The sequence below is a fragment of the Pseudomonas sp. GV047 genome (assembly GCF_003058245.1).
GTDB lineage: Bacteria > Pseudomonadota > Gammaproteobacteria > Pseudomonadales > Pseudomonadaceae > Aquipseudomonas > Aquipseudomonas marginalis.
In genome coordinates, this window is the sequence record NZ_QCWA01000001.1 from 556772 (window position 1) to 582183 (window position 25412).

The 25412-nt window shown below is 64.1% G+C and carries 27 protein-coding genes; 17 read left to right on the forward strand and 10 right to left on the reverse strand.

The genetic code is table 11. The annotated features are described in order from the left end of the window. The first annotated feature begins 54 nt into the window (after positions 1-54). The 8 genes from C8K58_RS02575 (at position 55) to dctM (ending at position 8555) form a co-directional block, all read left to right on the forward strand. Positions 55-873, forward strand: a complete 819-nt coding sequence (locus C8K58_RS02575) for a MaoC family dehydratase N-terminal domain-containing protein (protein WP_092356872.1) — start codon at positions 55-57, stop codon at positions 871-873. Positions 874-902: 29 nt separating this feature from the next. Further along, the gene (locus C8K58_RS02580) at positions 903-2066 is read left to right on the forward strand and encodes an acyl-CoA dehydrogenase family protein (RefSeq protein ID WP_108572901.1); all 1164 of its coding nucleotides are present in this window, start codon (positions 903-905) and stop codon (positions 2064-2066) included. Positions 2067-2076: 10 nt separating this feature from the next. Then, positions 2077-3426: an MmgE/PrpD family protein gene (locus tag C8K58_RS02585; RefSeq protein ID WP_108572903.1), complete on the forward strand. Its 1350-nt coding sequence runs from the start codon at positions 2077-2079 to the stop codon at positions 3424-3426. Between the two features lie 9 nt (positions 3427-3435). Then, a complete protein-coding gene (locus C8K58_RS02590) occupies positions 3436-4629 on the forward strand; it encodes a CaiB/BaiF CoA-transferase family protein (protein ID WP_108572905.1) in 1194 nt (397 codons plus the stop codon). Between the two features lie 14 nt (positions 4630-4643). Further along, complete coding sequence (locus tag C8K58_RS02595; protein ID WP_027608531.1) at positions 4644-5456, forward strand: CoA ester lyase; 813 nt, start codon at positions 4644-4646, stop codon at positions 5454-5456. Positions 5457-5610: 154 nt separating this feature from the next. After that, entirely contained in the window at positions 5611-6594 is a 984-nt protein-coding gene (locus tag C8K58_RS02600; protein WP_027608530.1) for a TRAP transporter substrate-binding protein, read from the forward strand. A 48-nt stretch (positions 6595-6642) separates the two neighbouring features. Next, complete coding sequence (locus C8K58_RS02605; RefSeq protein ID WP_027608529.1) at positions 6643-7275, forward strand: TRAP transporter small permease; 633 nt, start codon at positions 6643-6645, stop codon at positions 7273-7275. Further along, a complete protein-coding gene (gene dctM / locus C8K58_RS02610) occupies positions 7275-8555 on the forward strand; it encodes a C4-dicarboxylate TRAP transporter large permease protein DctM (protein WP_027608528.1) in 1281 nt (426 codons plus the stop codon). Before C8K58_RS02605 ends, dctM begins: the two co-directional genes overlap by 1 nt. Positions 8556-8611: 56 nt before the next feature. Here the strand turns inward: dctM and ampC are convergent, their stop codons facing one another. After that, entirely contained in the window at positions 8612-9766 is a 1155-nt protein-coding gene (gene ampC / locus C8K58_RS02615; protein WP_108572907.1) for a class C beta-lactamase, read from the reverse strand. Between the two features lie 127 nt (positions 9767-9893). Here ampC and C8K58_RS02620 point away from each other — a divergent pair, with 127 nt between their 5' ends. Both C8K58_RS02620 and C8K58_RS02625 read left to right on the forward strand, forming a co-directional pair. Beyond that, positions 9894-10772, forward strand: coding sequence for a LysR family transcriptional regulator (locus C8K58_RS02620; RefSeq protein ID WP_092356884.1), 879 nt, complete (start codon positions 9894-9896; stop codon positions 10770-10772). Between the two features lie 74 nt (positions 10773-10846). After that, entirely contained in the window at positions 10847-12031 is a 1185-nt protein-coding gene (locus C8K58_RS02625; protein WP_108572909.1) for a DUF2252 family protein, read from the forward strand. A gap of 123 nt (positions 12032-12154) precedes the next feature. Here C8K58_RS02625 and yghX read toward each other — a convergent pair whose 3' ends face one another. Together yghX and C8K58_RS02635 are read right to left on the reverse strand one after the other, a co-directional pair. Next, on the reverse strand, positions 12155-13042 hold the full coding sequence (yghX, locus tag C8K58_RS02630) for a YghX family hydrolase (RefSeq protein WP_098479335.1): 888 nt from the start codon (positions 13040-13042) through the stop codon (positions 12155-12157). A 44-nt stretch (positions 13043-13086) separates the two neighbouring features. Beyond that, positions 13087-13581: a PaaI family thioesterase gene (locus tag C8K58_RS02635; RefSeq protein WP_027608523.1), complete on the reverse strand. Its 495-nt coding sequence runs from the start codon at positions 13579-13581 to the stop codon at positions 13087-13089. 86 nt (positions 13582-13667) lie between these two features. Between C8K58_RS02635 and C8K58_RS02640 the strand changes: the two genes are divergently transcribed. Next, the gene (locus C8K58_RS02640; RefSeq protein WP_108572911.1) at positions 13668-14225 is read left to right on the forward strand and encodes a YceI family protein; all 558 of its coding nucleotides are present in this window, start codon (positions 13668-13670) and stop codon (positions 14223-14225) included. On the opposite strand, the gene C8K58_RS02645 is transcribed toward C8K58_RS02640, so the two are convergent. Further along, positions 14222-15112: a DMT family transporter gene (locus C8K58_RS02645; protein WP_108572913.1), complete on the reverse strand. Its 891-nt coding sequence runs from the start codon at positions 15110-15112 to the stop codon at positions 14222-14224. The genes C8K58_RS02640 and C8K58_RS02645 overlap by 4 nt on opposite strands. An 88-nt stretch (positions 15113-15200) precedes the next feature. On the opposite strand from C8K58_RS02645, the gene C8K58_RS02650 reads away from it, so the two are divergent. Then, positions 15201-16526 (forward strand): PLP-dependent aminotransferase family protein, encoded by a 1326-nt coding sequence (locus C8K58_RS02650; protein ID WP_108572915.1) that lies wholly within the window; start codon positions 15201-15203, stop codon positions 16524-16526. Between the two features lie 23 nt (positions 16527-16549). Here the strand turns inward: C8K58_RS02650 and C8K58_RS02655 are convergent, their stop codons facing one another. Further along, positions 16550-16978: a nuclear transport factor 2 family protein gene (locus tag C8K58_RS02655; RefSeq protein ID WP_024075865.1), complete on the reverse strand. Its 429-nt coding sequence runs from the start codon at positions 16976-16978 to the stop codon at positions 16550-16552. A gap of 246 nt (positions 16979-17224) precedes the next feature. On the opposite strand from C8K58_RS02655, the gene C8K58_RS02660 reads away from it, so the two are divergent. The 3 genes from C8K58_RS02660 to C8K58_RS02670 are packed head-to-tail and all read left to right on the forward strand — an operon-like array spanning position 17225 to position 18647. After that, positions 17225-17443 carry a DUF6434 domain-containing protein gene (locus tag C8K58_RS02660; RefSeq protein ID WP_098479339.1) on the forward strand — a complete coding sequence of 73 codons (219 nt, stop codon included), beginning with the start codon at positions 17225-17227 and terminating at the stop codon, positions 17441-17443. After that, positions 17440-17910 carry a RidA family protein gene (locus tag C8K58_RS02665; protein ID WP_098479340.1) on the forward strand — a complete coding sequence of 157 codons (471 nt, stop codon included), beginning with the start codon at positions 17440-17442 and terminating at the stop codon, positions 17908-17910. The genes C8K58_RS02660 and C8K58_RS02665 overlap by 4 nt, the downstream gene beginning before the upstream one ends. Further along, the gene (locus C8K58_RS02670; RefSeq protein ID WP_027608517.1) at positions 17910-18647 is read left to right on the forward strand and encodes a CPBP family intramembrane glutamic endopeptidase; all 738 of its coding nucleotides are present in this window, start codon (positions 17910-17912) and stop codon (positions 18645-18647) included. Before C8K58_RS02665 ends, C8K58_RS02670 begins: the two co-directional genes overlap by 1 nt. A 305-nt stretch (positions 18648-18952) precedes the next feature. Here the strand turns inward: C8K58_RS02670 and C8K58_RS02675 are convergent, their stop codons facing one another. Then, entirely contained in the window at positions 18953-20659 is a 1707-nt protein-coding gene (locus C8K58_RS02675; RefSeq protein WP_092356905.1) for an amidase, read from the reverse strand. 56 nt (positions 20660-20715) lie between these two features. Continuing rightward, positions 20716-21501, reverse strand: coding sequence for a helix-turn-helix domain-containing protein (locus C8K58_RS02680; protein WP_092356908.1), 786 nt, complete (start codon positions 21499-21501; stop codon positions 20716-20718). Between the two features lie 83 nt (positions 21502-21584). On the opposite strand from C8K58_RS02680, the gene C8K58_RS02685 reads away from it, so the two are divergent. Both C8K58_RS02685 and C8K58_RS02690 read left to right on the forward strand, forming a co-directional pair. Beyond that, positions 21585-21890: a DUF2834 domain-containing protein gene (locus tag C8K58_RS02685; protein ID WP_092356911.1), complete on the forward strand. Its 306-nt coding sequence runs from the start codon at positions 21585-21587 to the stop codon at positions 21888-21890. Further along, positions 21883-22305, forward strand: a complete 423-nt coding sequence (locus C8K58_RS02690; protein WP_092356914.1) for an MAPEG family protein — start codon at positions 21883-21885, stop codon at positions 22303-22305. The genes C8K58_RS02685 and C8K58_RS02690 overlap by 8 nt, the downstream gene beginning before the upstream one ends. An 89-nt stretch (positions 22306-22394) precedes the next feature. Here C8K58_RS02690 and C8K58_RS02695 read toward each other — a convergent pair whose 3' ends face one another. From C8K58_RS02695 to C8K58_RS02705, 3 genes are read right to left on the reverse strand one after another with little or no spacing between them, the layout of a single operon-like run. Further along, positions 22395-23318 carry a sugar ABC transporter substrate-binding protein gene (locus C8K58_RS02695; protein ID WP_108572917.1) on the reverse strand — a complete coding sequence of 308 codons (924 nt, stop codon included), beginning with the start codon at positions 23316-23318 and terminating at the stop codon, positions 22395-22397. A 35-nt stretch (positions 23319-23353) separates the two neighbouring features. Continuing rightward, positions 23354-24487 carry a phytanoyl-CoA dioxygenase family protein gene (locus C8K58_RS02700; RefSeq protein WP_108572919.1) on the reverse strand — a complete coding sequence of 378 codons (1134 nt, stop codon included), beginning with the start codon at positions 24485-24487 and terminating at the stop codon, positions 23354-23356. Continuing rightward, entirely contained in the window at positions 24487-25329 is an 843-nt protein-coding gene (locus C8K58_RS02705; RefSeq protein WP_108572921.1) for an SDR family oxidoreductase, read from the reverse strand. Before C8K58_RS02705 ends, C8K58_RS02700 begins: the two co-directional genes overlap by 1 nt. Positions 25330-25412: the final 83 nt, after the last annotated feature.

A 25412-nucleotide genomic window follows, 5' to 3' on the forward strand; every position in this document is an offset into this window, starting at 1 on the left:
GCCCGCGCTTGCATGATCCGGGGCAGACACTCACTGCCCGAGGACCTGTACCCGATGAGCGCCACTGACTGGATCGGCCAAAGCGAAACCGCCCACGACCACCTGAGCCATAACCTGCTCAAACGCATTGCCGCCACCTTTGGCGAAGCCGTCCCCGAGCAGGGCGCGGACCTGCCGCCGCTGTGGCAGTGGTGCTTCTTCCAGGACCCGCTGCCGGAAAGCGCCCTGGGCGGCGACGGCCACCCGGCCCGTGGCGGCTTCCTGCCGCCGGCGGATAACCGCAATCGCATGTGGGCGGGCGGGCGTATCGAGTTCCTGCACCCGCTGCGGGCCGGCGAGGCGGCCACCCGCGTGTCGACCATCACCCAGGTCGAAGAAAAGACCGGCCGCAGCGGCTCGCTGTTGTTTGTCACCGTGCGTCATGACTATGCCCAGGACGGTCGCCTGGCGATCCGCGAAGAACAGGACATCGTCTACCGCGAGCCGACGCCGCCCAAGCCGGGCAGCGGCGAGGCCCCGGCCCAGGGCGAGTGGCAGGAAACCATCGACCCCACGCCGACCCTGCTGTTTCGCTACAGCGCCGTGACCTTCAACGGTCACCGCATTCACTACGACTACCCCTATGTCACCGGCACCGAAGGCTACGCCGGGCTGGTGGTGCATGGCCCGCTGATCGCGACCTTGAGCCTGCGCGCGTTTTGCCGCGCCCATCCCGAAGCCAGCGTGCGGCGCTTTGCCTATCGCGGCGTGCGCCCGTTGATTGCGCCGCAGCCGTTTGCAGTGGGCGGTCGCATCAGTGACACCGGGGTGGCAGCGTTGTGGGCCGGGAATACCGATGGCCTGGCGCAAACCGCTGAAGTGCATTTCGAATAAGCCAAGAACAACAGGCGGAGAGCCATGAGATGAACCCGAATGACAACGAAGCACTCAATGCCATCCGCGACGGCGTGCGCGCCTTGTGCGCCGCATTCGACGCGGCCTACTGGCGCCGGATCGACGAAGAAAAGGGCTTCCCCGAAGCCTTCGTCAAGGCGCTGACCGACGCCGGCTGGCTGTCGGCGATGATTCCCGAGGAGTACGGCGGCTCCGGCCTGGGCCTGGCCGAAGCCTCGGTGATCCTCGAGGAGGTGAACCGCTGCGGCGGTAACTCCGGCACCGTGCATGGGCAGATGTACAACATGTTCACCCTGTTGCGTCACGGCAGCGAGGCGCAAAAACGCTTCTACCTGCCCAAGCTCGCCAGTGGCGAATTGCGCCTGCAATCCATGGCCGTCACCGAGCCCACCACCGGCACCGACACCACCAAGATCAAGACCACCGCGATCAAGCGTGGCGACCAATACGTGATCAACGGCCAGAAAGTCTGGATCTCGCGGGTGCAGCATTCCGACCTGATGATCCTGCTGGCGCGCACCACGCCGTTGGCCGAGGTGAAGAAAAAGTCCGAAGGCATGTCGATCTTCCTGGTCGATCTGCGTGAGGCCATCGGCAACGGCCTGACCGTGCAGCCCATCGCGAACATGGTCAACCACGAGACCAATGAGTTGTTCTTCGACAACCTTGAACTGCCCCTCGATAGCTTGATCGGCGAGGAGGGCAAGGGCTTCAAATACATCCTCGACGGCCTCAATGCCGAACGCACCCTGATCGCCGCCGAATGCATCGGCGACGGCCGCTGGTTTATCGACAAGGCCAGCGCCTACGCCCGCGACCGCGTGGTGTTCGGCCGGCCCATCGGGCAGAACCAGGGCGTGCAGTTTCCGATCGCCGAAGCCCATATCGAAGTCGAAGCGGCCGACCTGATGCGCTGGCGCGCCTGTGCGGAATACGACAGCGGCGCGAATGCCGGCGCCAGCGCGAACATGGCCAAGTACCTGGCGGCCAAGGCGTCCTGGGAAGCGGCCAATGCCTGCCTGCAGACCCACGGCGGCTTTGGCTTTGCCTGTGAGTACGACGTGGAGCGCAAATTCCGCGAGACGCGCCTGTACCAGGTGGCGCCGATCTCCACCAACCTGATCCTGTCCTACGTGGCCGAGCACCTGCTCGAGCTGCCACGCAGCTTCTGAGGGCCTGCCCATGAGCCATACCCAAGCCCTGTGTCGGTTCCTGGCCGACCTGGCCTACGAGCAGTTGCCCGAACCCGTGCTGGCGCGCACCGAAGACCTGTACCTGGATTGGCTGGCGTCCGCGTTGGCCAGCCAGGGCGCGCACCCGATCCCATTGTTCGAGCGCTATGCCCAGAGGATGGGCCCGAGCAGCGGCCCGGCCCAGGTGATCGTCAATGGCACCGGCAGCAGCGCGTATTTCGCCGCGCTGGTCAACGGCGCCTCGTCCCACCTGGTGGAACAGGATGACCTGCACAACAGCTCGGTGCTGCACCCGGCCACCGTGGTGTTTCCCGCTGCCTTGGCCGCCGCCCAGGACCTCGGTAAATCCGGCCGTGACTTGTTGCTGGCCTCGGTGGCCGGCTACGAGGCCGGGATCCGCATCGGCGAATTCATGGGGCGCTCCCACTACCGCATCTTCCACACCACGGCCACGGTGGGCACCCTGGCGGCGGCCGTGGCGGTGGGCAAGTTGCTGGGTTTCAATCAGGACCAGTTCACCCATCTGCTTGGCAGCGCCGGCACCCAGGCCGCCGGGCTGTGGGAATTCCTGCGCGATGCCGCCGACTCCAAGCAACTGCACACGGCCAAGGCGGCCGCGGACGGTTTGCTCGCCGCGTACCTGACAGCGGATGGCCTGACCGGTGCGCGCAATATCCTCGAAGGCGACCAGGGCCTGGCGGCGGGCATGTCCACGGATGCCGAGCCGAGCAAGTTGTCGGCTGGCCTTGGCAGCCGTTGGGCGCTGCTGGAGACCTCGTTCAAGTTCCACGCGTCGTGCCGCCATACCCATCCGGCCGCCGATGCGTTGCTGGCGTTGATGCAACGCGAAGGCCTGGAGGCCGTCGATGTCGCCGGTGTGGAAACCCGTGTGCACCAAGGCGCCATCGATGTGCTGGGGCGGGTAAGCGTGCCGACCAGCGTGCATCAGGCCAAGTTCTCCATGGGCACCGTGCTGGGGTTGATCGCCGTGCATGGCAAGGCCGGGCTCACCGAGTTCCATGAGTACGCGTTGACCGATCCCGCCGTCGCCGCCTTTCGCGACAGGGTCAGCATGACCCTCGACCCCGAGGTCGATGGCGCCTACCCGCAGCGCTGGCTCGGCCGCGTCACCGTCACCACGGTTGACGGCCGCACCCTGCACGGCGCCATCGACGAGCCCAAGGGCGACCCGGGGAACAGCCTGAGCCGTGCAGAGCTGGCGGATAAATTCCAGCGCCTCGCCCGGTTCAGTAGCGCCCGCACACCGGCCCAGGCCGACACATTGATCGCCAAGGTCTGGGATGTGCGCAACGCCGCGTCCATGGCCCACTGGCTCTGAGGAACTGTCATGACTGACCCACGACCGCTGGACGGCATCACCGTTGTCAGCCTGGAACACGCGATCGCCGCGCCCTTTTGCACCCGTCAACTGGCCGACCTCGGCGCCCGCGTGATCAAGATCGAACGCCCCGGTGCCGGTGACTTCGCCCGTGGCTACGATGAGCGCGTGCGTGGCCTGGCCTCGCATTTCGTGTGGACCAACCGCTCCAAGGAAAGCCTCACCCTGGACCTCAAGCAGGACGAAGCCGACGCCATCCTCGACAGCCTGCTGGCGGAGGCCGATGTGCTGGTGCAGAACCTTGCACCGGGCGCGGCGGCGCGCATGGGCCTGTCGTTCGAGGCGCTGCATGCACGCTTTCCACGGCTGATCGTCTGCGACATTTCCGGCTATGGCGAAGGCGGGCCCTACGAGAAAAAGAAAGCCTATGACCTGCTGATCCAGAGCGAGGGCGGCTTTCTGTCGGTGACCGGTGGCCCGGGTGACGAGCAGATGGCCAAGGCCGGTTGCTCCATCGCCGACATCTCCGCCGGCATGTACGCCTACAGCGGCATCCTTTCCGCGCTGCTGCTGCGCGGCAAGACGGGGCAGGGCAGCCGCATCGACGTGAGCATGCTCGAAAGCCTGGTGGAATGGATGGGCTACCCGATGTACTACGCCTTCGACGGTGCGCCGCCGCCGCCGCGTGCCGGCGCGGCGCATTCGACCATCTACCCCTACGGGCCGTTTCCCACCGGCGATGGCGGCACGGTGATGCTCGGTTTGCAGAATGAGCGCGAATGGGCGGCGTTCTGCGACAAGGTCCTGCTCACGCCTGGGCTGGCGACGGATGAGCGCTTCAGCGCCAACTTCAAGCGCTCGGCCAACCGCGAGGCGCTGCGCCAGATCATCGTCGACAGCTTTGCCCAACTGGATGCCGAGGCCGTGATCCAGCGCCTGGAGGACGCGCAGATCGCCAGCGCCCGCGTCAACGATATGCAAGGCGTGTGGGACCACCCGCAGCTCAAGGCCCGCGACAGTTGGCGTGAAGTCGCAAGCCCTGCCGGCCCGCTGCCGTCGCTGCTGCCGCCGGCGCGCAACGGGGCGTTTACCCCGCGCATGGACGCCGTACCGGCGCTGGGGCAGCACAGCCAGGGCATCCTCGAGCAGCTCGGTTACTCCGGCGATGCCATCGACAGCCTGCGTGCGCGCGGCGTTATCTAATAAGGAAGTCCGTTATGCCAAATCCTCTTGTGCGCTCTGCGCTGTTTGTTCCCGGCAGCCGACCGGAACGCTTTGCCAAGGCGCTGGCCAGTGGCGCCGACGCCGTGATCGTGGATTTCGAAGACGCGGTGGAAGAGCCGCTCAAGCGCCAGGCGCGGGATAACCTCGGGGCGTTCCTGCAAAGTCACCCGCAGGCCCGGGTGTGGGTGCGCATCAATGCGCCGGAACATGCCGGGCATTTCGACGATGTGGCGTTTTGCAAAGCCTACGCCAACGTGGCGGGTGTACTCCTGCCGAAAGTGGAAAGTGCGGCCCAGGTGGCGGTGGTCGCCACGGCGGGCAAGCTGATCTGGCCGATTATCGAAAGCGCCCGCGGCTTGCTGGCGCTGGCCGACATCGCCCAGGCGCCGCAGGTCGAACGTCTGTCATTCGGCGGCCTGGACCTGGCGCTGGACCTCAACCTGAGCAGCAACTCCCCGGCCGCGCAGTTCGCCCTCGACCAGGCACGCCTGGCGCTGATCGTGCACTCCCGCGCGGCTGGCCTGGTGGCGCCACTGGATGGCGTGCACCCGGCCATCGACGACCCCGACGGCCTGCGCCGTTCGATCCGGCATGCCTATGAAATGGGCTTTGCCGGCGCGTTGTGTATCCATCCCAGGCAGGTGGCGGTGATCCATGAAGCGTTGGCGCCCAGCGCCGCAGACCTGGCCTGGGCGCAGCGGGTGGTGGACGCCGGGGCGCACGGGGCGGGGGCTTACCAGATTGATGGGCAGATGGTGGATGCGCCGGTGTTGTTGCGGGCGCAGCGGTTGCTCGCACAGTCATAGCTGACGGAGCCGAATCAAATGTGGCCGGGGGAACTGCATTTTTCTTGAGGTTGGTGTTCGGCGTGGCCGAACGCAGGTATCAAAAATTCGAAATTCACTACACGCGTCATATCAGGCACCTTGCCCTAACCACAACAATAAGAAGGTGATTTCCATGCTCAAGCTTTCTCGGGCGCTGTTCTGCGCCGCCACCTTGTTTGCCGCAGGCCTGGCCCAGGCGGCGGACCCGATCGTGATCAAGTTCGCCCACGTGGTCGCTGAAAACACCCCCAAGGGCCAGGGCGCGTTGCTGTTCAAGAAGCTCGCCGAAGAACGCTTGCCGGGCAAGGTCAAGGTCGAGGTGTACCCCAACTCGTCACTGTTCGGTGACGGCAAGGAAATGGAAGCGCTGCTGCTGGGCGACGTGCAGATGCTGGCGCCATCCCTGGCCAAGTTCGAGCAATACACCCGGCAAGTGCAGATCTATGACCTGCCGTTCCTGTTCAACGACCTGGCCGCCGTCGACCGCTTCCAGGCCGCCGAGGGCAAGCAACTGCTGACCTCGATGCAGAACAAGAACATCCTCGGCCTGGCTTATTGGCACAACGGCCTCAAGCAACTCTCCGCCAACAAGGCGCTGCATGAACCCAAGGACGCCCGTGGCCTGAAATTCCGCGTGCAGGCCTCCAGCGTGCTGGAGGAACAGTTCAAGGCGATCCGCGCCAACCCGCGCAAGATGAGCTTTGCCGAGGTGTACCAGGGCTTGCAGACCGGCACCGTGAATGGCACCGAGAACACCTGGTCGAACTATGAAAGCCAGAAGGTCAACGAAGTGCAGAAGTACTTCACCGAATCCAACCATGGCCTGATCGACTACATGGTCATCACCAATGCCACCTTCTGGAACGGCCTGCCGCCGGACATCCGCGGCACCCTGGAGCAGGTCATGGTCGAGGTCACCGTCGAGGTGAACAAACAGGCCGAAGCCCTGAACCAGTCGGCCAGGCAGAAGATCATCGACGCCAGGACCAGCGAAATCATCGAGCTGACCCCCGAGCAACGCCAGCTGTGGCGCGACGCGATGCGCCCGGTATGGCAGAAGTTCGAAGGGGACATCGGGGCTGATCTGATCAAGGCGGCGGATGCCGCCAACCACTAAGGCCGGTTTCCGCCCTGACATCTCATTTTGCTTTCGCGAGGTTTTGCCATGCAAACGCTAAGGCGCGTCTGGGAGCACCTGGAGGAAGGCTTTATTGCCTTCCTGCTGGCGGCCATGACCCTTGTGACATTCGTCTACGTCATGCTCAACAACATCTACACGCTGTTCTTTGCCCTGGCCGACAAGTGGGCCTTCAGCAGCAACTTCTTCAGCGCCCTGGGCGACGGCACCATGACCTGGGCCCAGGACATGACCTGGAGCGTGGCGCTGACCAAGGCCATGTTCGGCTGGCTGATTTTCTTCGGCATTTCCTATGGGGTGCGCACCGCCGGGCACCTGGGGGTGGACGCGCTGGTCAAGCTGACCCGGCGTCCGGTGCAACGCGTGCTGGGCATGCTCGCCTGCCTGTGCTGCCTGGCCTATGCCGGGCTGTTCATGGTCGCCAGCTACAAGTGGGTCAGCGCGGTGATGACCGCCCATATCGGCGCCGAAGACCTCGATAAGTTCGGCATCGACGTGGGTGACATCGTGATCATCGTGCCCATCGGTTTTGCCCTGGTGTTTATCCGCTACCTGGAAATTTTCTACCGCATCTTTACCCGCCGTCAGGTCGGGTTGGGGCTGGCCGACGAGGCCGGTGAGGCCAGCAAGTTGGCCGGCAGCCATGGGGAGCGTCACTGATGGCCGTGCTCTGTCTGTTCCTGCTGTTGTTCGTGTTCATGTTCCTCGGCGTGCCGATTGCCATCGCGCTGGGTTTGTCGGGCGCGGTGTCGATCCTGATGTTCAGCCCGGACTCGGTCAGTTCCCTGGCGATCAAGCTGTTCGAAACCTCCGACGCCTATACCTTCCTGGCGATCCCGTTCTTCCTGCTCTCTGGTGCGTTCATGACCACCGGCGGCGTGGCGCAGCGGCTGATCGACTTTGCCAACGCCTGTGTCGGGCATATCCGTGGCGGCCTGGCGATTGCGGCGGTACTGGCGTGCATGCTGTTTGCGGCGCTGTCCGGCTCATCCCCGGCGACGGTGGCGGCGGTGGGTTCGATTGCGGTGGCGGGCATGGTGCGCTCCGGTTACCCGAAGGAATTCGGCGCGGGGATCATCTGCAACGCCGGCACCCTGGGCATCCTGATTCCGCCGTCGATCGTGATGGTGGTGTACTCGGCGGCGACGGAAACCTCGGTGGGCAAGCTGTTCATGGCCGGGGTGATCCCGGGCTTGCTGCTGGGCCTGATGCTGATGGTGGCGATCTACATTGTCGCGCGCATCAAGAAGCTGCCGGCCCAGCCACGGGCGACGTTTCGTGAGTGGCTGAGCTGTGCGCGCCGCGCCTTCTGGGGCCTGTTGCTGCTGGTGATCATCCTCGGCGGCATCTACAGCGGCATGTTCACCCCCACCGAAGCGGCGGCGGTGGCGGCCGTGTACTCGGCCTTTGTGGCGTTGTTCGTCTACAAGGACATGAAGCTGCGCGACTGCCCCAAGGTGCTGCTGGAGTCCGGGCGCCTGGCGATCATGCTGATGTTTATCATCGCCAATGCCATGCTCTTCGCCCATGTGCTGACCACCGAGCAGATCCCCCAGGAAATCACCGCCTGGGTGCTGTCCGAGGGCCTCACGCCGATTGGCTTTTTGATCATGGTCAACGTGGTGCTGCTGATCGCCGGCAGTTTCATGGAGCCTTCGGCCATCGTGCTGATCCTGGCGCCGATCTTCTTCCCGATCGCCATGAAGCTGGGCATCGACCCGATTCACCTGGGCATCGTGATGGTGGTCAATATGGAAATCGGCCTGGTGCACCCACCGGTGGGGCTGAATCTGTTCGTGACCTCGGCGGTGACCGGGTTGACGCTGGGGCAGACCATTCGTGCGGCGTTGCCGTGGCTGATGATCCTGTTGGTGTTCCTGATCATGGTCACGTACTTGCCGTTTATCTCGCTGGCCTTGCCGCATTGGCTGGGGATGTAGCGCGGGTCAACAGGTGGGAGGGGGCCAGTCGAATCGTCGCACCGGCCCCTCCACCGTTAGTGGTCCAGCGCACTCAAGATTGCATGGGCGACCTTTACCCGTTCGGCATTCGGGTAGTTCTTGTTCGCCAATATCACCACGCCCACTCCCTTGCTCGGCACGTACGCCACGTAGGCGCCAAACCCATTGGTGGAGCCGGTCTTGTTCACCAGGGTGTCGGCGTGGGGCGCCTGGGGCGGGGTCAGCCAGTTGACCGTGTGCGGTTCCATTGCCATGGGTGTGGAGTTGCCGGCCATCAACCTATCGAGCGGGATGGGGTAGGGGTACATTTCCCAGCCCAGGCCCTGGGTCATGCCCTCCACGTTGTAGTAACCCGTGTGAGTCACGCTGATCGCCTGCTGCAGGGTTTTATCCAGCGTTGCCGGGCGCATGTTCGCGTCAACGTACTTCAACAAGTCCGCAGCGCTTGTCTTGATGCCGTAGGCCTCGCTGTCCAGGGCGCCGGGGCCGACGCGTACCGGTTTGCCATCTTTGCCATAGCCCTGGGCGTACAGGCTCATCTGGCTCTGCGGCACCTTGATGAAGGTGTGCTTGAGCCCGAGCGCGGGCAACAGGGTCTTTTCCATCGCCTGAGCGAACGGCTGCTTGAGGCTCTGCGCCGCCAGGTAGCCGAACAACCCCAGGCTCGGGTTGGAATACAGGCGCTGGGTGCCAGGGGCGAAGTCGGGTTGCCAATGCTGGAAGTAGCTGATCATGCGCTGGCTGTTATCCGCGTTGGCGGGGAATTGCAGGGGCAAGCCGCCGGCGGTGTAGGTGCCGAGGTTGAGCACGCTGATGTGGTCGAACGTGCCGCCGCCCAGTGCCGGCAGGTAATGGCTGGCCGGGTCGGAAAGCGTGAGTTTGCCGCTGGCTACCGCGTAACCGGCCAGGGTCGCGGTGAAGGTCTTGCTCACTGAGCCCACTTCGAACAGGGTGTTTTCGCTGACCGGCTGGCGAGTGTCGGTGGCGGCGACGCCGTAGTTAAAGTATTGCGCCTTGCCGGCCCGCACCACGCCGACCACCAGGCCGTTAATTGACTGCTGCTGCATCAGCGGTTTTACATTGGCATCCACCACCGCCTGCAGGTCGGTGGCCGCCAGGCAGTTGCCGGCGGCGATAAACACCGCGAGGGCGGTGAAATTACGCACGCCAGACAGTAAATGTTGGGGCATGATAACGCTTCCATGAGAATGATCGATTGAATGAAGGGCCTGCGCGGGCGAGGCAAATGTAGGCCGTTCGCCGGTCCTGGGCAAACGATGATATCTCGCAGCAGTCATTAGAAATATTGGGGTCAATATGCTCCGCTCCCACTTACCGTTGAACGCCTTGCGCGCCTTCGAAGCGGCCGCCCGGCATCTGAGCTTTACCCGCGCTGCCATCGAGTTATGCGTGACCCAGGCGGCGGTCAGCCATCAGGTCAAGAGCCTGGAGGCGCAGCTCACTGTCACCTTGTTCAAGCGCCTGCCCCGCGGGTTGATGCTCACCCGCGAGGGCGAAACCCTGCTGCCGGTGGTGCGCGAGTCGTTCGACCGTATTGCCCACACCTTGGGTCAGTTCGAGGGCGGGCATTACCGCGAGGTACTCACCGTGGGCGCGGTCGGCACCTTTGCCGTCGGCTGGCTGCTGCCACGTCTGCCGGACTTCCAGAGCCGCTACCCGTTCATCGACCTGCGCCTGTCCACCCACAACAACCGCGTCGACGTGGCTGCCGAAGGCCTGGATTACGCGATCCGTTTCGGTGCCGGTGCCTGGCACGGCACGGATGCGCTGGAGTTGCTGGAAGCGCCGCTGACCGTACTGTGTGTGCCGTCACTCGCCGCGCAGTTGCACACGCCGGCCGACCTGTTGAAACACACGCTATTGCGCTCCTACCGCGCGGATGAGTGGAGCCTGTGGCTTCAGGCCGCCGGGCTGCCCGCCGACACCCTGGTACCGCGCAGCATCGTGTTCGACTCGTCGCTGGCGATGATGGAGGCTGCGCTGCAAGGCAGCGGCGTGGCGCTGGCGCCGGCGATGATGTTCTCGCGGCAACTCGAGAGTGATGTGATTCGCCAGCCCTTCGACGTCGGCATCAGCACCGGCAGCTACTGGCTGACGCGCCTGCAGTCGCGGGCCGAAACCTCGGCCATGCAGGCCTTCAAGGCATGGTTGCTGGAGGAGAGTGGGCGGGTCTGAGTTTATTTTTGAAACATAATGAAACATTTGCTTAGGGCCGGCGTTCTACCGCTACACCTGCACTGAGTTATTCCATGAAAACACCGCGCCCCTCCGCTCGCATGCCACACCTCACCCAACTGCGCAATTTGAAGATGGCACGCTCCGCCCACGCGTATGTGCGCGGCAGCACCGTGCAATTCTACGAGTGGCTGCACAGCCAGATGGGCAGGCGTCTGCCTCAAGGCCCGGCGATCTGGATCTGCGGCGACTGCCACGCGGGCAACCTGGGGCCTACCGGCGACAACAAGGGCCGCATCGATATGCATATCCGCGACCTTGACCAGGCCGTGATCGGCAACCCGGCCCACGACCTGGTGCGCCTGGCGCTGTCCCTGGCCACCGCCGCGCGCGGTTCGGACCTGCCGGGCGTGACCACCGCGCGCATGCTTGAAGAAATGATGGTGGGCTATGAACAGGCGTTCAAGGACAAGCCCGACGAGGTACCGCCGCGTCCGTCCCAGGTCAAGGCGGGGATGCGCAGCGCCGTCGAGCGCACCTGGAAAAGCCTGGCCCGTGAGCGCATCGACAACGTGCGGCCGACGATCCCGCTGGGCAAGCATTTCTGGTCGCTGTCGCGGGCAGAAAAAAGTGCGCTGGAAAGCGTCTGCGCGTCGGATGACATCCATCAGTTGGTCACCTCGCTCAAGGGCCGCCCCAAGGACGCCAAGGTCCAACTGCTGGATTCGGCTTACTGGGTCAAGGGCTGCAGCTCCCTCGGCCTGCTGCGCTACGCCGTCTTGCTGGGGGTGGGCGACAAGGACGATGAGGAATACTGCCTGATCGATATCAAGGAAGCCGTCGGCGCCGCCGCACCGCGCGCGGCACGGGCGAAGATGCCCAGGGACAACGGCCGCCGAGTGGTGGAGGGCGCCCGCCAGCTGTCGCCGGGCCTGGGTGAACGCATGGTGGCGACACGGTTTCTGGACCATGGCTTTTTCATCCGCGAACTGTTGCCCCAGGACATGAAGCTGGAACTGGACGAACTGAGTGAACTCGATGCCATGCACGCCGCCGGTTACCTGGCGCGGGTGGTCGGTATCGCCCATGCCCGGCAGATGGACCGGGCGACGCGCAAGGGCTGGATGGCGGTGCTGCAGGAAAACCGCACCAGGCAATTGGATGCGCCGTCGTGGTTATGGACCAGCGTGGTGCAGTTGGTGGGCAGTCATGAGCAGGGCTACCTCAACCATTGCCGCCGGTATGCGCTGGAACACTGATCTGGAATGTGGTGATGGTCAATGTGGGAGGGGGCTTGCCCCCGATAGCGGCGGGTCAGTCACCTCAATGGTTGCTGATACACCGCAATCGGGGGCAAGCCCCCTCCCACATTTGGACTGCACTTAGGCCAGGTATTTGTGGAACCAACCGAGTGTCCTTTCCCATGCCAGATTCGCCGCGGCCTCGTCATAACGCGGTGTCGAATCGTTATGGAAGCCATGGTTGGCGCCCTTGTAGATGTACGCTTCATAAGTCGTGCCGGCGGCCTTCAGGGCCTTTTCATACGCCGGCCACCCCTCGTTGATCCGCGTATCCAGCTCGCCGTAATGCAGCATGATCGGTGCCTTGATGCGCGGCACGTCCTTGGCTTCCGGCTGGCGCCCATAGAACGACACCGCCGCGCCCAGTTCCGGGTAAGCCACCGCCGCCGCATTGGTCACGCCGCCGCCATAGCAGAAGCCGGTGATGCCGACCTTGCCGGTGCTGCTGTCGTGGTGCATCAGCCATTCGATGGCGGCGAAGAAGTCGTTCATCAGCTTGGTCGGGTCGACTGTCTGTTGCAGCGCCACGCCTTTTTCATCGTTGCCGGGATAGCCGCCCACCGAGGTCAGGCCGTCCGGCGCGAGGGCGATAAACCCGGCTTTGGCCAGGCGCCGGGCGACGTCTTCGATGTAGGGGTTGAGGCCACGGTTTTCGTGGACCACCACCACGGCCGGCAGCTTGCCGGTGGCCTTGGCCGGGCGCACCAGGTAGCCACGCACGGTGCCGTTGCCCTTGGGCGAGGGGTAGGTGATGTAGTCGGCAACGATGTCCGGGTCGGTGAATTTCACCTGTTCGGCCAGGGCATAGTTGGGGCTCAGGGCCGCCAGCAGGGCCGAGGCGGTCAGGCCGCCAAAGGTGAACAGCGCCGCGCGGTCGAGAAATTCGCGGCGGTTGAGCTTGCCGTGGGCGTAGCCGTCGTAGAGTTCCAGCAGTTCGGGGGCAAAGTCTTTCGCGGTGAGACGAGTCATCGGTTCGGTCCTCGATTAGCGGTGCCAGTCAATGTAGACCAGGATCAGCCGTCACGGCCATGGGCGGCCGCAGCCAGTTCGCGGGTGTCGACGCGCACGAACAGCGAATCGCCGATGGCCGTGAGCACCTCGCCGGCGTACACCTCGCAGACCACGCGGCTTTTGCGACCCACGTCGCCCTCGACCCGCGCACGCAAGGTGAGCGGCACGCCCATGGGGGTCGGCTTGATGAATTTGATCGCCAGGTTGCCGGTGACGCAGTCGATGCGCGGCAGGCTGCCGGGTTCGCGCTGTTCGGCACGGTAGTGGTAGGCCATGGCGGTCCAGTTGGAATGGCAGTCCACCAGCATGGCGATCAGGCCGCCGTAGACCAGATCGGGCCAGCCGCTGTATTTTGCCTCGGGGCGATGTTCGGCGATGAGATGGACACCATCGGCATCCCAGCGGCTCTTGATATGCAAGCCATGGGGGTTACTGCCGCCGCAGCCGTAGCAGATGCCTTCCGGCGCGGTGATGTCCTGTAGAGAAGGGGTGGGCATGCAGCGTCCTTATTGTTGTGAGCGGCTAATCTGTTTAGCAGGACAGGCACCTGATGGGAATACATCCTTTTTTTGCGGAGCGTGGCATGAAGCGTCGAATTCTCCCGTTGGTCCTGGTCCTGGGTGCTATCGGCTGTTCCCAGGCGGCGGAGTACACCGACGTCAATCGCACCGCCAGCCAGATCAGTTTTACCTATAAGCAGTTGGGGCAGCGGGTGTATGGCACCTTCGGCGACTTCGAAGGCACGCTGAGCTTTGACACGCAAAAGCCCGAAAGCGGACATGCCTTGCTCAAGATCCAGCTGGCGAGTATCGATGCCGGCAGCCCCGATGCCAACGACGAGCTGCAACGGGCCTCGTGGTTCGATACCGCGACCTATCCGGTGGGCGTGTATGAGTCCACCGCTGTCAAGGCCCTGGGGGATAACCGCTTCAACATCAGCGGCAACCTGACGATCAAGGGCACCACGCGCCCGGTAGCGGTCAAGGTGGTGCTCAAGGAGCTGGATGGCATTGGCGTGTTCGACGGTGAGTTCATCCTCAGGCGCGGCGACTTCAGGATCGGCGAAGGCGAATGGGCCGGCAACAGCGTGGTGTCCGACGACATCAACATCAAGTTCAAGATGGTCGCGCCCCAGCGTTAGCGCGCGAAGCGCTTGGCCCCGGCCACGCAGCCGATCACCGCGACCGTCACCAGCAGCATGCCCAGGCTGACCTGTTCATGCAGCAAGCCCGCTGCCAGCGCCAGGCCGAAGAACGGTTGCAGCAGTTGCAATTGGCCGACGGCGGCGATGCCGCCCTGGGCCAGGCCGCGATACCAGAACACAAAGCCGATCAGCATGCTGAACAGCGACACATAGCCCAGGCTCAGCCAGGCCGGCAGGCTGATGCCGCTGACGCTCGACGGCGCCAGCACCAGGCTCAACGGCACCACCACCGGCAACGACATCACCAGCGCCCAACAGATCACCTGCCAGCCGCCCAGGCTGCGCGACAGTTTGGCGCCTTCGGCATACCCCAGGCCGCACACCAGCACCGCCAGCAGCATCAGTACGTCACCCGCCGGTGCGGCGCTCAAGCCCTGGGCGAAGGCGTATCCCATCACCAGCAGACTGCCGAGGATCGAAAACAGCCAGAACACCGGGCGTGGACGCTCGCCGCCACGCAGTACAGCAAACACGGCGGTCGCCAGCGGCAGCAGGCCGATGAAGACGATGGAGTGCGCGGAGGTCACGTATTGCAGGGCCAGCGCGGTGAGTAACGGAAAGCCGATCACCACGCCGAGGGCGACGATGGCCAGGGGCATCCATTGCTGGCGCGCGGGGCGTTTCTCCTTGAACAGCCCCAGCAAGGCCAGCCCCAGCAGCGCGGCAATGGCGGCGCGGATCATGGTCAGGAACACCGGGTCGAATTCCATCACCGCCAGGCGCGTGGCCGGCAGCGAGCCGCTGAAGATCACCACGCCGATAAAACCGTTGATCCAGCCTTGGGTGCGGGTGTCGAGGTTGCTGAGGGGAGCTGTACGTTCCATAAGGGGCGTCCGAAAGGAGGAGTTGCGTGGCAGGCATCCTAGGGTTGAAGATAAAGACAATCAAAAAATTGTCATGGATACATCGCTTATGCCCCGTGCCCGCTACAAGTCGTTGGTCGACAGCTTCGCCGAGGCCATTCGCTCAGGCAGCATGCCCCCCGGCACGCGACTGCCGACGCACCGCCAACTGGCCGCCGAGCATGGCCTGGCGTTGGTCACCGCGAGCCGGGTGTACGCCGAGTTGGAGGCCATGGGCCTGGTCAGTGGCGAAACGGGCCGCGGCACCTTTGTGCGCGAAATCTCGCTGCCGCCGGGGCAGGGCAGCGGGCAGATGAGTGTGGCGGCGGGCATGCTCGATCTGAACTTCAACTACCCGTCCTTGCCGGGCCAGGCCGACTTGCTGCGCACCGCATTGCGCCAGTTGGCACTGTCCGGCGACCTCGACGCGCTGCTGCGTTACCAGCCCCACGCCGGTCGCCTGCATGAGCGCGCGGCTGTCGCGCGGCACCTGTTGAGCCGAGGGCTGACGGTCGAGGCCGAACAGGTGCTGGTGGTCAGCGGCGCCCAGCACGGGTTGGCCGTGACCATGATGGCCTTGCTCAAGCCCGGTGATGTGATCGCCGTCGACGCCTTGACGTATTCGGGGTTCAAGGTGCTGGCCGAGACCCTGCACCTGGAAATTGTCGCCATTCCGGTCACCGCCGACGGCCCGGACCTGGACCACCTGCACAGCCTGTGTCGCAAGCGTCCGGTGCGTGCCGTGTACAGCATGCCGACCCTGCATAACCCGTTGGGCTGGGTGCTGAGCCTGGCGCAGCGCGAGCAGTTGGTGGCGATTGCCCGTGAGCACAACCTGATGATCATCGAGGACGCGGCCTACGCGTTCCTGGCCGAGGACGCGCCGCTGCCCGTGGCCAGATTGGCGCCGGAGCGCACGGTCTACGTGGGCGGGCTGTCGAAAAGTGTCGCGACCGGCCTGCGCGTGGGGTTTATCGCTGCCCCGTCGGGTTGGGTCAAAGCACTGGAGCGCACCATCATGGCCACCACCTGGAACGTCCCGGGGGTGATGAGTGCGATTGCGGTGGCCTGGCTCGAGGATGGCACGGTGGCGCAACTTGAAGCACAAAAGCGCCAGGATGCGCAGGCGCGGCAAGCCTTGGCCGCGCAGGTGCTCAAGGGGCTTGCCTACACCAGCCACCCGTCATCGTATTTCTTGTGGCTACCCCTGGCGGAAGAGGCCCGCGCCGATCAAGTCGCCATGACCTTGCAGCGCGACGGTATTTCCGTCTCCACCGCCGAGCCCTTCGCCGTTTCGGCCCACGTGCCCCATGCGTTGCGCCTGGCCTTGGGCTCGGTGGACATGCCGGCGCTGCGCGAGGCGTTGCTGAAGGTGCGCAAGGTGGTGCAGTGGTGAGCCCGATGGCCCACCGCTAGCCATCAGAATTTAAACGCCTGGCGCCCGATCAGCAGCCAGTGGCCTTTCTGTTTTTGCCAGATCTGGAAGTTCTCGATTTCGGTGGGCACTTCCTTGCCGCTGTTCACCGCCAGGGCGGAGAAGTGGTTGCGTACCAGGGCGGTATCGCCACTCAGGGTGATGGTCTGTTTCTGCATTTCCAGGGTCTTGAAGCCGCTGCGTCCGGTCTCGATGTCGGCGATGAATTCCTGCTTGTTCTGGATCTTGCCGCTGGAGTGGCCGTAGGTGAGGTTCTCGGCGGTCAGGCTCTGGAGCTGCTTGAGGTCTTTATGCAGCATGGCCTGGGTGAGGTGGTCGACCGCTTGGGCGACGTCTTTGTCGGCGGCAGGGGCGGCGGCCACATAGCCGCTGAACAGGCACAGAAAACCGATCAGCACTTTGACGTTTTGCATGGATGTTTCCTTATTGTTGTTGGGGGCGGATATGACTCGTCAAGTCATCGTACAACCATGCAATATTTTCCCCAGGGAAGGAAAGAAAAATTTGAAATATCTCGAAAGGATTGGTGTTTCAAGGGGTGTGGACATCTGGGTTTCTTATACGATGTCTCAACACCTCGTTTGGCTTAAACCTCGCTTCCGGTGCAAGTAGCACATCGCTATGCTACTGCCCGACCCCCAGATCTCCGGAGAGACAAAATGGATGTTGACTGGCACAGCGAACCCATCACCCGCGCCACTCCCGTGACCCCACACTATAAAAATACCCAGAACGTGCGCCGCTTCATGCTTGAACACTGTGGGCCGGGGTTCAAGTTCGACCGGCCTTTCATGGCGTGGATTCGCAACGCAACACCCAAGACGATGGGCGACGTGGTGGATGAGTGGCAACGACGCAACGAGGAAGCACGCCCATGACGCCCGATGAAAAATACCAAGCCGTGCAAAAACGCCTCGGCTATCAATTGGATGAATTCAAAGTCGGCGGCAACTACACGCCGCTGGTGCGCGACGGTAACCAGCTGTACATCAGCGGGCAGATCCCTCGCGTCGGCGACACGATCATGCTGCCGGGTAAAGTCGGTGACACCCTGACCCTGGCCCAGGCCCAGATCGCCGCCGGCATCAGTGCATTGCGCTGCCTGGGCCTGCTCAAGCAGGCGCTCGGTTCGCTGGACCGGGTCAAGGCTATCCCGCGTATCACCGTGTATGTACGCAGCGCCGAGGACTTCGATCAGCAGAGTGAAGTGGCCAACGGCGCCTCGGACCTGTTGCACGAGATCCTCGGCGGTGCCGGGGTGCATTCGCGCACGTCGGTGGGGGTGATGCAACTGCCGAAGTCGGCGGCGGTGGAGATCGACATGGTCGCGGTCGCGCACGACTGATGGTCAGCCAAGGTCTGGTCGTCCTGCTCAACTATGGCCTGCACCTGGCGCCGGGCTTGCTGCTGTTTGGCCTGTGGTTCGGGTTGACGCCCACGTCGTTGCCGGCCATGCGCATCCTGATTCTGCTCGCGGCGTTCGTGCTGATGCGCGATGCGATGACGCCCCTGGGCATGTGGGCGCTCAGTGACGAGGTGCAAATCGCCTTCACCGCGAATGCCTTTGTCTTGGCGGCGCTGGGTGGCCTGTCGGTGCTGCTGGTCGTAGGGTTGGCCCGGGTGGCGCCGGAGTTGTGGCGTCTGGTGGTATGGACCAGGGGCCACCGCGCCCTGGGCCTGGCGGTGGGGCTTGCGGTCGGTTGCCTGATCGGTGTGCCGTTGCGGCTCTATCAAGGGATAGAGCCGCACGCGATCCCCGGCTACTGGGTATGGCTGCCGGGCATGGTGGTGTTGGCCTATGGCGCCAATGCGCTGGAGGAAGTGTTGTTTCGCGGGTTTTTGCAGGGCTACCTTGAACAGCAGGTGACACCGCTGCGAGCGGCGCTGATCAGTGGCGTGGCGTTTGCCGCCTGCCATGCCTTCCTGGCCTTGAGCGTGACTCAACTGGGCTGGCCGGTGTTGCTGTTTACCCTGATCGAAGGGCTGGCCTGCGCACTGGTGCGCATGCGTCATGGCGTGTTGGCGGCGACGGCCTGCCATGGCACGGCAATCCTGCTGATTGCCGTGCCCTACATGGCCTGACTTGAAATGCGGTTAGAACGGTGGGAGGGGGCTTGCTCCCGATTGCAGTGGGTCAGCCACCGATGCATCAACTGACACTCCCTCATCGGGGGCAAGCCCCCTCCCACATTTTTTACCGAGTACACCAGCCCAACTCCAGTTGGCTCCAAGGCCGAAAAAGCCAGAGTAAAAGCAGACCGAGATCTACCTGATATATGCAGTTCCAAATGTAAGAGGGGGCTTGCTCCCGATTGCAGTGGGTCAGCCACAGATGCATCAACTGACACTCCCTCATCGGGAGCAAGCCCCCTCCCACAGTGAATCAGTTAGTTTGTCGCCAGCGGCGGCGTGCGCGGCGGGATCAGGCGTTTGCTGCCGGTGGCTTCATACGCCGCCGCAAAGCGCAGCAATGCCGAATCATCGTAGGCGCGCCCGGCAAAGGTCAGCCCGACCGGCATGCCGATGTCCGCCATCACGCCCATGGGCACGGTAACGGTGGGCACGCCCAGGTGGCGGATGGCGAGGTTGCCGTTGGCCACCCACACACCATTGCTCCAGGCGATATCGGCACTGGCTTCGTTCACGTCGGCATCCGCCGGGCCCACATCGGCCACGGTCGGGAACAGCACAGCGTGGAGGCCGAGCTTATCCATCCAGTCTTCCAGGTCGATCCGCCGGGTTTGCTCCAGGCCGCGCAGGCCATCGGGCACGGTGCTGATCTCGTTCCACGGGGTGATGCCGCGCTCGGCCATGCGCACGTATTCGTCCATGCCGGCGGCCAGGTCGTCTTCACGGTTGGGCAAGGTGCCGGGGTCGTGGGGGAAGATCTTCGGCCCGTCCACATCGGCCAGGCGGTTCAGGGCCGGGTCGTTGTTGGCGCGCAGGAAATCATCGAAGGCCCAGGCCGACAGTTCCCACAGTTCATCGTGCAGGAATTCCCTGGACACCAGGCCACGGGTAAACACGGTCGGCGCGCCGGGGCGGTCGCCTTCGCAGTTGGACACCAGTGGGAAATCCACCTCGATGACTTCTGCACCGGCCGCTTCAAGGGCCTGGCGTGCGTCCTTCCATAAGTCGATCACGCTGGCGCGGGTGTTGATCTTCTGCCCGGTGGGGCCGCCGATGCCGGGCTTCTCGCTGGTGCCGGCCTCGGGGTCGGCGTTGATGTACATGCGCGGCACGCCGAAGCGTTTGCCGGCCAGGGATTCGGCTGTAGCCGCCAATTCGGGGTAAGACGCCGGGCGTACCGAGGCGACGCTGGGGATCGGCACCCACGGCTGCAGGCGCCACAGGTCGCCACGGGTGTGCGGGTCTTCAGCCACTACCACGTCGAGCACTTCCAGCAGGTCGGCCATGGTGCGGGCGTAGGGCACCACCACGTCCATGGTCGGGGTCAACGGCCAGTTGCCGCGCACCGAAATCACCCCGCGGGACGGGGTATAGGCGCACAGGCCATTGTTGGACGCCGGGCCACGCCCGCTGGACCAGGTTTCTTCCGCCAGGCCGAAGGCGGCAAAGCTGGCGGCGGTGGCGGTGCCGGCCCCGTTGGATGAACCGGAGGCGAAAGGCGCGGTGAGGTAGTCGGCGTTATACGGGCTTTCCGCGCGGCCATACACGCCGCGCTGCATGCCGCCATTGGCCATCGGCGGCATGTTGGTCTTGCCCAGGCAGATGGCGCCGCCGGCGCGCAGGCGCTCGATGGTGAACGCATCGCGCTGGGCGACCAGCTTGGCGAAGGCCGGGCTGCCGGAGGCGGCGGTCAGCCCCTTGACCAGGTAGCTGTCCTTGGCGGTGTAGGGAATGCCATCCAGTGGCCCCAGGGTTTCACCCTTGGCCCGGCGTGCATCGGAGGCCTCGGCTTCCTTCAGGGCGTCGGGGTTGCGCACGACGACGGCGTTGAGTGCGGTAGCGGTCTGCGGACCGTCGTAGGCATCGATCCGCGCGAGGTAAGCCTGCACCAGTTCAACGGCCGTGGTCTGGCCGGATTCGAGCGCCGCGCGCAATTGGGCAATGGAGACTTCGGTAACTTGCATGACGTTTTCTTCGCCGCCTTAAGTTGAGGTATGGCGGCAGTCTACGTACAGATATTTCACAAAACCAGTGCGGCATTTTCCCCATGGGCGGCACGCATCACCTGCCAGGTGGCGTCGTCTGCGGGAATCAGATGCTCGATACGCAGGGAGGCGAGGGTGATGTCCTGGGGCATGCCGAAGGTGGTGAAGGTGGACAGAAAGCTCAGCTCGCCCCGGCTGGTATGCACGCGGGTCAACACCAGTGGCGGCATTTCAGGCGGCGGCGTGGTGTGGGCGGGGGCGGGCAGGCTCGCCAGGAGAGCGGCCAGCGCAGGGTTGTCCAGCGCCTCGCGGCTTGCCCGTTGCCAGGCCAGGGTGCGGATTTCTTCGGCGTTGACCAGGTGGTCGCCCAGGCCGCCGGGTTGCAGCAGGGTGGTCAGCAGGTTCAGGCCTTCCAGCGGCGGTGTGACTCCCGCCAGTGCCAACAGCACGCCGGTACTCGCATTCGCCGCCAGCACTTCCCAGTGGCTGCCCAGCAGGATCGCCGGGGCCGGGTTGTTGGCGTGCAGGACATGGCTGACCGCCTCGCGAATTGCGGCCATGGCCGGTGACGCGAGCGGGGTAGCGGCGTAACGCGGGGCAAAACCGGCGGCGAGGAACACGCGGTTGCACTGCTCCAGGGGTGTTTCCAGGGCGCTGAGCAGGTTGTGCAGGGTGCCTGGGCTCGGCTTGGCACGGCCGGTTTCGAGGCAACTGAGATGGCGCTGGGAAATGCCGGTGATCAAGGCCAGGTCGAGCTGGCTCAATTTGGCGTGTCGACGCAGTTGGCGCAAGTGTTCGCCGGCAGTAGCGGGGTTATCCATGGCGTGACTATGACCTCCGAGGTCATTGCGAGGAGGGCAACCTTATCACTAGGGTGAGCCTCGATCACGTCAAGGAGCCGACCATGCACAAACCTTACCTGGCCCTCGCCGCTCTGCTGGGCTTTTCGCTGTACACCCTGTTCACGCTGCTCACGGCCGAGCAATCGCTGCTGGCCTTCGGACGAGAGTTGATATCGCGCCCGGACACCGCGCAGGTCGTCATCGACCTGTACCTGATGGCCGTGCTGGCCTGTGTGTGGATGTACCGGGATGCACGGTCGCGGGGGCGGTCGCTGGCGTCGGTGCTGCCGTACTTCTTGCTGACGGCGGTGTTCGTGTCGGTGGGGCCGTTGCTCTACATCGTCGTGAAGGGCGCGCGGGATGAATGAGCTGTTGCACATCTACGCCCTGTGCGTGCTGGTGCTGTGCCTGAAGATGTTCGGCATTTCCTGCTATCAGGGATTTTTCCGGCTTCGCGGGCTGGCGTTCACCAACCGCGAAGATGCGGCGGTCTTCAAGCGTGCTGCGCATCCCGTGGAGTTATCCCAGGTGAGTCGGGCGGCCAGGGCCTGGGCCAATGACCTGGAGAATATCCCGCTGTTCTTCGTGCTCGGTGGGTTGTGTGTGGCGCTGGGCACTGCCGGTGCGACCACTGCCTGGTTGTTCATTGGTTTCACCCTGGCGCGGATGGCCCATACGCTGATGTATCTGGCGGGATGGCAGCCGTGGCGCACGCTGGCGTATGGGCTGGGGGTGGCGTGCCTGTTCGGGCTGGGTGCAATGGTGCTTTACGCATTGCGATGAGCCGCAGCGACACCCCCGGTTTTTGTGGCAAGCCCTAACGTCGTTCAGTTAAGCGAAGGTGATTCACTGACTGGCATTAGGACAACCGTTTATGGGTTGAGGAATGCCTGGTAGTTGTCCTTGGTGATCTGCTGGTAAGGAATGGTCAGCTCGGCGTCATACGGCTGTTTCTTGACCATCTTCACCGCCAGGTCAATGGAGCCGACTGCCTGCCCTTTGTTGTCCTGATACGCCGTCACCAGCAACTGGCCTTTCTTCACCGCATCCAGCCCGGCCGCGCCGCCATCGCTGCCGGCCACCAGAATATCCTTGCCGGGCTGCATGCCGGCCTGGCTGATCGCCATGGCCGCGCCAATCGCCATTTCATCGGCATTCGCCGCCACGGCGTCGATTTTGCGCCCGGACACGATCCAGTTGTTCATCAGGTCAATCGCCTTGCTGCGCTGCCATTCGGCACTCTGCTCCTCGACGATCTTGATACCCGGATAGTCCTTGAGCACGTTCTTGACCCCCTGCGTGCGGTTGTGGGTGGCGTTGTTGGACAGCAGCCCGAGCATGATCGCCAGGTTGCCTTTGCCGCCCATTTTCTCGGCCAGGTAGCGCATCTGGATTTCACCGGCCTTGATCTCATCCGAACCGACATACCCCACCCCCGGCGGCACCTCCTTGAATTCGGGACGGCGGTTGACGTACACCAATGGGATCTTGGCCTGCTGGGCATTGACCGTCATTTTCTGGGTGGCGGCGGTGTCTACGGCGTTGACGATGATCGCGTCCATGCCCTGGGCGGTGAAGTTCTGCACCTGGTTAAGCTGGCGCACCACGTCGCCCTGGGCGTCTTCGAATTGCAGGGTCACGCCGGGCAGTTCCTTGGCGTGGGCGGCCATGTAGTCACGCATTTGCGCGAGAAACACGTCGTCGACCTGGGCGATGCTCACGCCGATCCGTATATCGGCCAGCGCCCAGGGGGTGATGGCGAGGGTCAAGAGTGCCGCAAGGAGTTGCTTCTTCATGGTTGTGCTCCGTTGTTTTTGTTGTTGTTAAAGCATCACGCCTGGCGCTTGGCCCGCAGTTGCGCCACGGCCGCGGCGAAGTCCTCATGCGCCCAGCGTTCGTCGAGGGCTTGCAGCATGAGTTGTTGCCCGGTTTGCGGGGCCAGGCCCTGCAAAGGTGGGTCGGTGTCGAGGTTGGTGGGGAAGGCATAGCCGTCGGCGGTACAGGCCACCACCGCTGCAATTGCCTGGGCATCCAGGGCCGTGTTGGCCAGCAGGGCCGGGTACACCGCCAGCATCATGCGGTCGCGGTCGAGGGCTTCCATGGGCTTGCCGAAGGCCGAGGAGATTTGCAGCAGGTTGGCCATGCGCTGGTGGCCGGTCGTGCGGTTGGTGCCGGCGGCGTGGAACAACGCCGGGTTGAAAAACAGCAGGTCGCCCTTGTCCAGCGCCAGTTGCACGGCGTGCTGCTGGAAGTGCTCGATAAATTCGGGGCGCCGCCAGGCCAGGTAACCCAGGGCGTATTGCTGGGAAAACGGCAGCAGCTGGGTGGGGCCGCTTTCCAGCGGCATCGCCGAGTGGGCCACGGCGCCCTGCAACGTCAGGTACTGGGACAGCACATGCAAGGGCAGGGGAAAGCGTTCCACCACCTCGGTGGTCTGGAAGCCCAGGTGATAGTCGCGGTGTGGCTGTTGCGCCTGGCCGCCGGGGTGCACCACGTTCACTTGCGCCGTCACCTGATAGCTCGGGCCCAGCCACGCCTCGGCGATCAGCCCCAGCAGCGGGTTGGCGTAATACTCCACAAAGGATTGCGGCGACTGCAGCGCCGCCTTCTGCAATGAATTCCAGATACGCCCGTTACTGCCGGCCTTGGCAAAATGGTCGGCGGCCACGCCTTGGGCGGCCTCCTGGGCGAAGATCGCCTCGAACACCTGGCTGTGGCGATCCACCACTTCCAGGTCCTCATAGGCGCGGCGCACCACCATCACGCCCGGTCCATCGCGAAACAAGCGGTGCAGCTCATTCATCACCGTGTGACGGTCGCTGTTGCGCAAGCTGCGGGCCTGATAGACCGGCACGTTGCCGAGCACTTCCGCAGCCAGGGGATAGTCCTCGGCACGCGCCTGTTGCGCGCAAATCCGCTTGAAATCCTCAATGCGCACATCCTGCAGTGTCACGAATGCCGACATTACTCACCTCCCAGGCTCAGGGCCTTGAAGGGCTGCGGGCTGCCGCTGTCGGTGCAGCCGACCACGCCTTGCTCCAGGTCGATCACCGCGCCGGTCATCATCCCCGACTCGCGCGACAGCAGGAACGCCACGCTTTGCGCCACCTCTTCGGGCTTGAGCAGGCGACCGAACGGCTGCGCGCGTTCAGCCTCAGCCAGCCAACCGTCCTGGGCGCCGTGGTACTGGCGCTGGATCTGATCCTCATGGGGCGTGTCCATCCAGCCGATGTTCAGGCCGTTGACGCGGATCCGGTTGCGCAGCGCACTGAACGCCACGTTCCTGGTCAGGATCGCCAGCGCACCTTTGGACGCCGCATAGGCACTGAGGAACGATTGCCCGCCATGCCCGGTGATGCTCTGGATGTTCACCACGGCGCCTTCCACACCCTGGCTGATCATCAATTTCAACGCGTCCTGCATCAGGAAAAACGGCGCGCGCACATTCACCGCCATCAGCCGATCGAACAGCTCCGGCGAGGTGTCGACAATGGTGCCGCGGTCCGACATCCCGGCGCAGTTCACCAGGCCATGCAAGGTGCCGAAGTGGGTGCGCGCGGCGTCGATGATCGCGCGGCAATCCTCGACCTGTTCAAGGTCGGCCTCGACAAAAAACGCCTGGCAATCCAGCTGCGCCAACTGCCGCACCTGTTCTTCGCCCTGGGCGCGGCGCCGCCCGCAAATGATCAGCCCGGCGGCGCCGCGTCGCGCCAGGGTGTGGGCCACGGCGGCGCCCAGGCCCTGGGTGCTGCCGGTGACGACAAAATATTGGCCGTTGAAGGTACTGGCGAGGTCGGCTCGAGGCATGGGGTTCTCCTGGATTGTTGTTGTTTTGATTGCCCGGCTCGACGCCGGACAAAACTGAGACTAGCATTGCAAAACCTCAGTAA

Excerpts from the sequence above, each read along its gene's own strand:
- C8K58_RS02575 (WP_092356872.1), top strand. The coding sequence starts at position 55 with ATGAGCGCCACTGACTGGATCGGCCAAAGCGAAACCGCCCACGACCAC.
- C8K58_RS02580 (WP_108572901.1), top strand. The coding sequence starts at position 903 with ATGAACCCGAATGACAACGAAGCACTCAATGCCATCCGCGACGGCGTG.
- C8K58_RS02585 (WP_108572903.1), top strand. The coding sequence starts at position 2,077 with ATGAGCCATACCCAAGCCCTGTGTCGGTTCCTGGCCGACCTGGCCTAC.
- C8K58_RS02590 (WP_108572905.1), top strand. The coding sequence starts at position 3,436 with ATGACTGACCCACGACCGCTGGACGGCATCACCGTTGTCAGCCTGGAA.
- C8K58_RS02595 (WP_027608531.1), top strand. The coding sequence starts at position 4,644 with ATGCCAAATCCTCTTGTGCGCTCTGCGCTGTTTGTTCCCGGCAGCCGA.
- C8K58_RS02600 (WP_027608530.1), top strand. The coding sequence starts at position 5,611 with ATGCTCAAGCTTTCTCGGGCGCTGTTCTGCGCCGCCACCTTGTTTGCC.
- C8K58_RS02605 (WP_027608529.1), top strand. The coding sequence starts at position 6,643 with ATGCAAACGCTAAGGCGCGTCTGGGAGCACCTGGAGGAAGGCTTTATT.
- dctM (WP_027608528.1), top strand. The coding sequence starts at position 7,275 with ATGGCCGTGCTCTGTCTGTTCCTGCTGTTGTTCGTGTTCATGTTCCTC.
- ampC (WP_108572907.1), bottom strand. The coding sequence starts at position 9,766 with ATGCCCCAACATTTACTGTCTGGCGTGCGTAATTTCACCGCCCTCGCG.
- C8K58_RS02620 (WP_092356884.1), top strand. The coding sequence starts at position 9,894 with ATGCTCCGCTCCCACTTACCGTTGAACGCCTTGCGCGCCTTCGAAGCG.
- C8K58_RS02625 (WP_108572909.1), top strand. The coding sequence starts at position 10,847 with ATGAAAACACCGCGCCCCTCCGCTCGCATGCCACACCTCACCCAACTG.
- yghX (WP_098479335.1), bottom strand. The coding sequence starts at position 13,042 with ATGACTCGTCTCACCGCGAAAGACTTTGCCCCCGAACTGCTGGAACTC.
- C8K58_RS02635 (WP_027608523.1), bottom strand. The coding sequence starts at position 13,581 with ATGCCCACCCCTTCTCTACAGGACATCACCGCGCCGGAAGGCATCTGC.
- C8K58_RS02640 (WP_108572911.1), top strand. The coding sequence starts at position 13,668 with ATGAAGCGTCGAATTCTCCCGTTGGTCCTGGTCCTGGGTGCTATCGGC.
- C8K58_RS02645 (WP_108572913.1), bottom strand. The coding sequence starts at position 15,112 with ATGGAACGTACAGCTCCCCTCAGCAACCTCGACACCCGCACCCAAGGC.
- C8K58_RS02650 (WP_108572915.1), top strand. The coding sequence starts at position 15,201 with ATGCCCCGTGCCCGCTACAAGTCGTTGGTCGACAGCTTCGCCGAGGCC.
- C8K58_RS02655 (WP_024075865.1), bottom strand. The coding sequence starts at position 16,978 with ATGCAAAACGTCAAAGTGCTGATCGGTTTTCTGTGCCTGTTCAGCGGC.
- C8K58_RS02660 (WP_098479339.1), top strand. The coding sequence starts at position 17,225 with ATGGATGTTGACTGGCACAGCGAACCCATCACCCGCGCCACTCCCGTG.
- C8K58_RS02665 (WP_098479340.1), top strand. The coding sequence starts at position 17,440 with ATGACGCCCGATGAAAAATACCAAGCCGTGCAAAAACGCCTCGGCTAT.
- C8K58_RS02670 (WP_027608517.1), top strand. The coding sequence starts at position 17,910 with ATGGTCAGCCAAGGTCTGGTCGTCCTGCTCAACTATGGCCTGCACCTG.
- C8K58_RS02675 (WP_092356905.1), bottom strand. The coding sequence starts at position 20,659 with ATGCAAGTTACCGAAGTCTCCATTGCCCAATTGCGCGCGGCGCTCGAA.
- C8K58_RS02680 (WP_092356908.1), bottom strand. The coding sequence starts at position 21,501 with ATGGATAACCCCGCTACTGCCGGCGAACACTTGCGCCAACTGCGTCGA.
- C8K58_RS02685 (WP_092356911.1), top strand. The coding sequence starts at position 21,585 with ATGCACAAACCTTACCTGGCCCTCGCCGCTCTGCTGGGCTTTTCGCTG.
- C8K58_RS02690 (WP_092356914.1), top strand. The coding sequence starts at position 21,883 with ATGAATGAGCTGTTGCACATCTACGCCCTGTGCGTGCTGGTGCTGTGC.
- C8K58_RS02695 (WP_108572917.1), bottom strand. The coding sequence starts at position 23,318 with ATGAAGAAGCAACTCCTTGCGGCACTCTTGACCCTCGCCATCACCCCC.
- C8K58_RS02700 (WP_108572919.1), bottom strand. The coding sequence starts at position 24,487 with ATGTCGGCATTCGTGACACTGCAGGATGTGCGCATTGAGGATTTCAAG.
- C8K58_RS02705 (WP_108572921.1), bottom strand. The coding sequence starts at position 25,329 with ATGCCTCGAGCCGACCTCGCCAGTACCTTCAACGGCCAATATTTTGTC.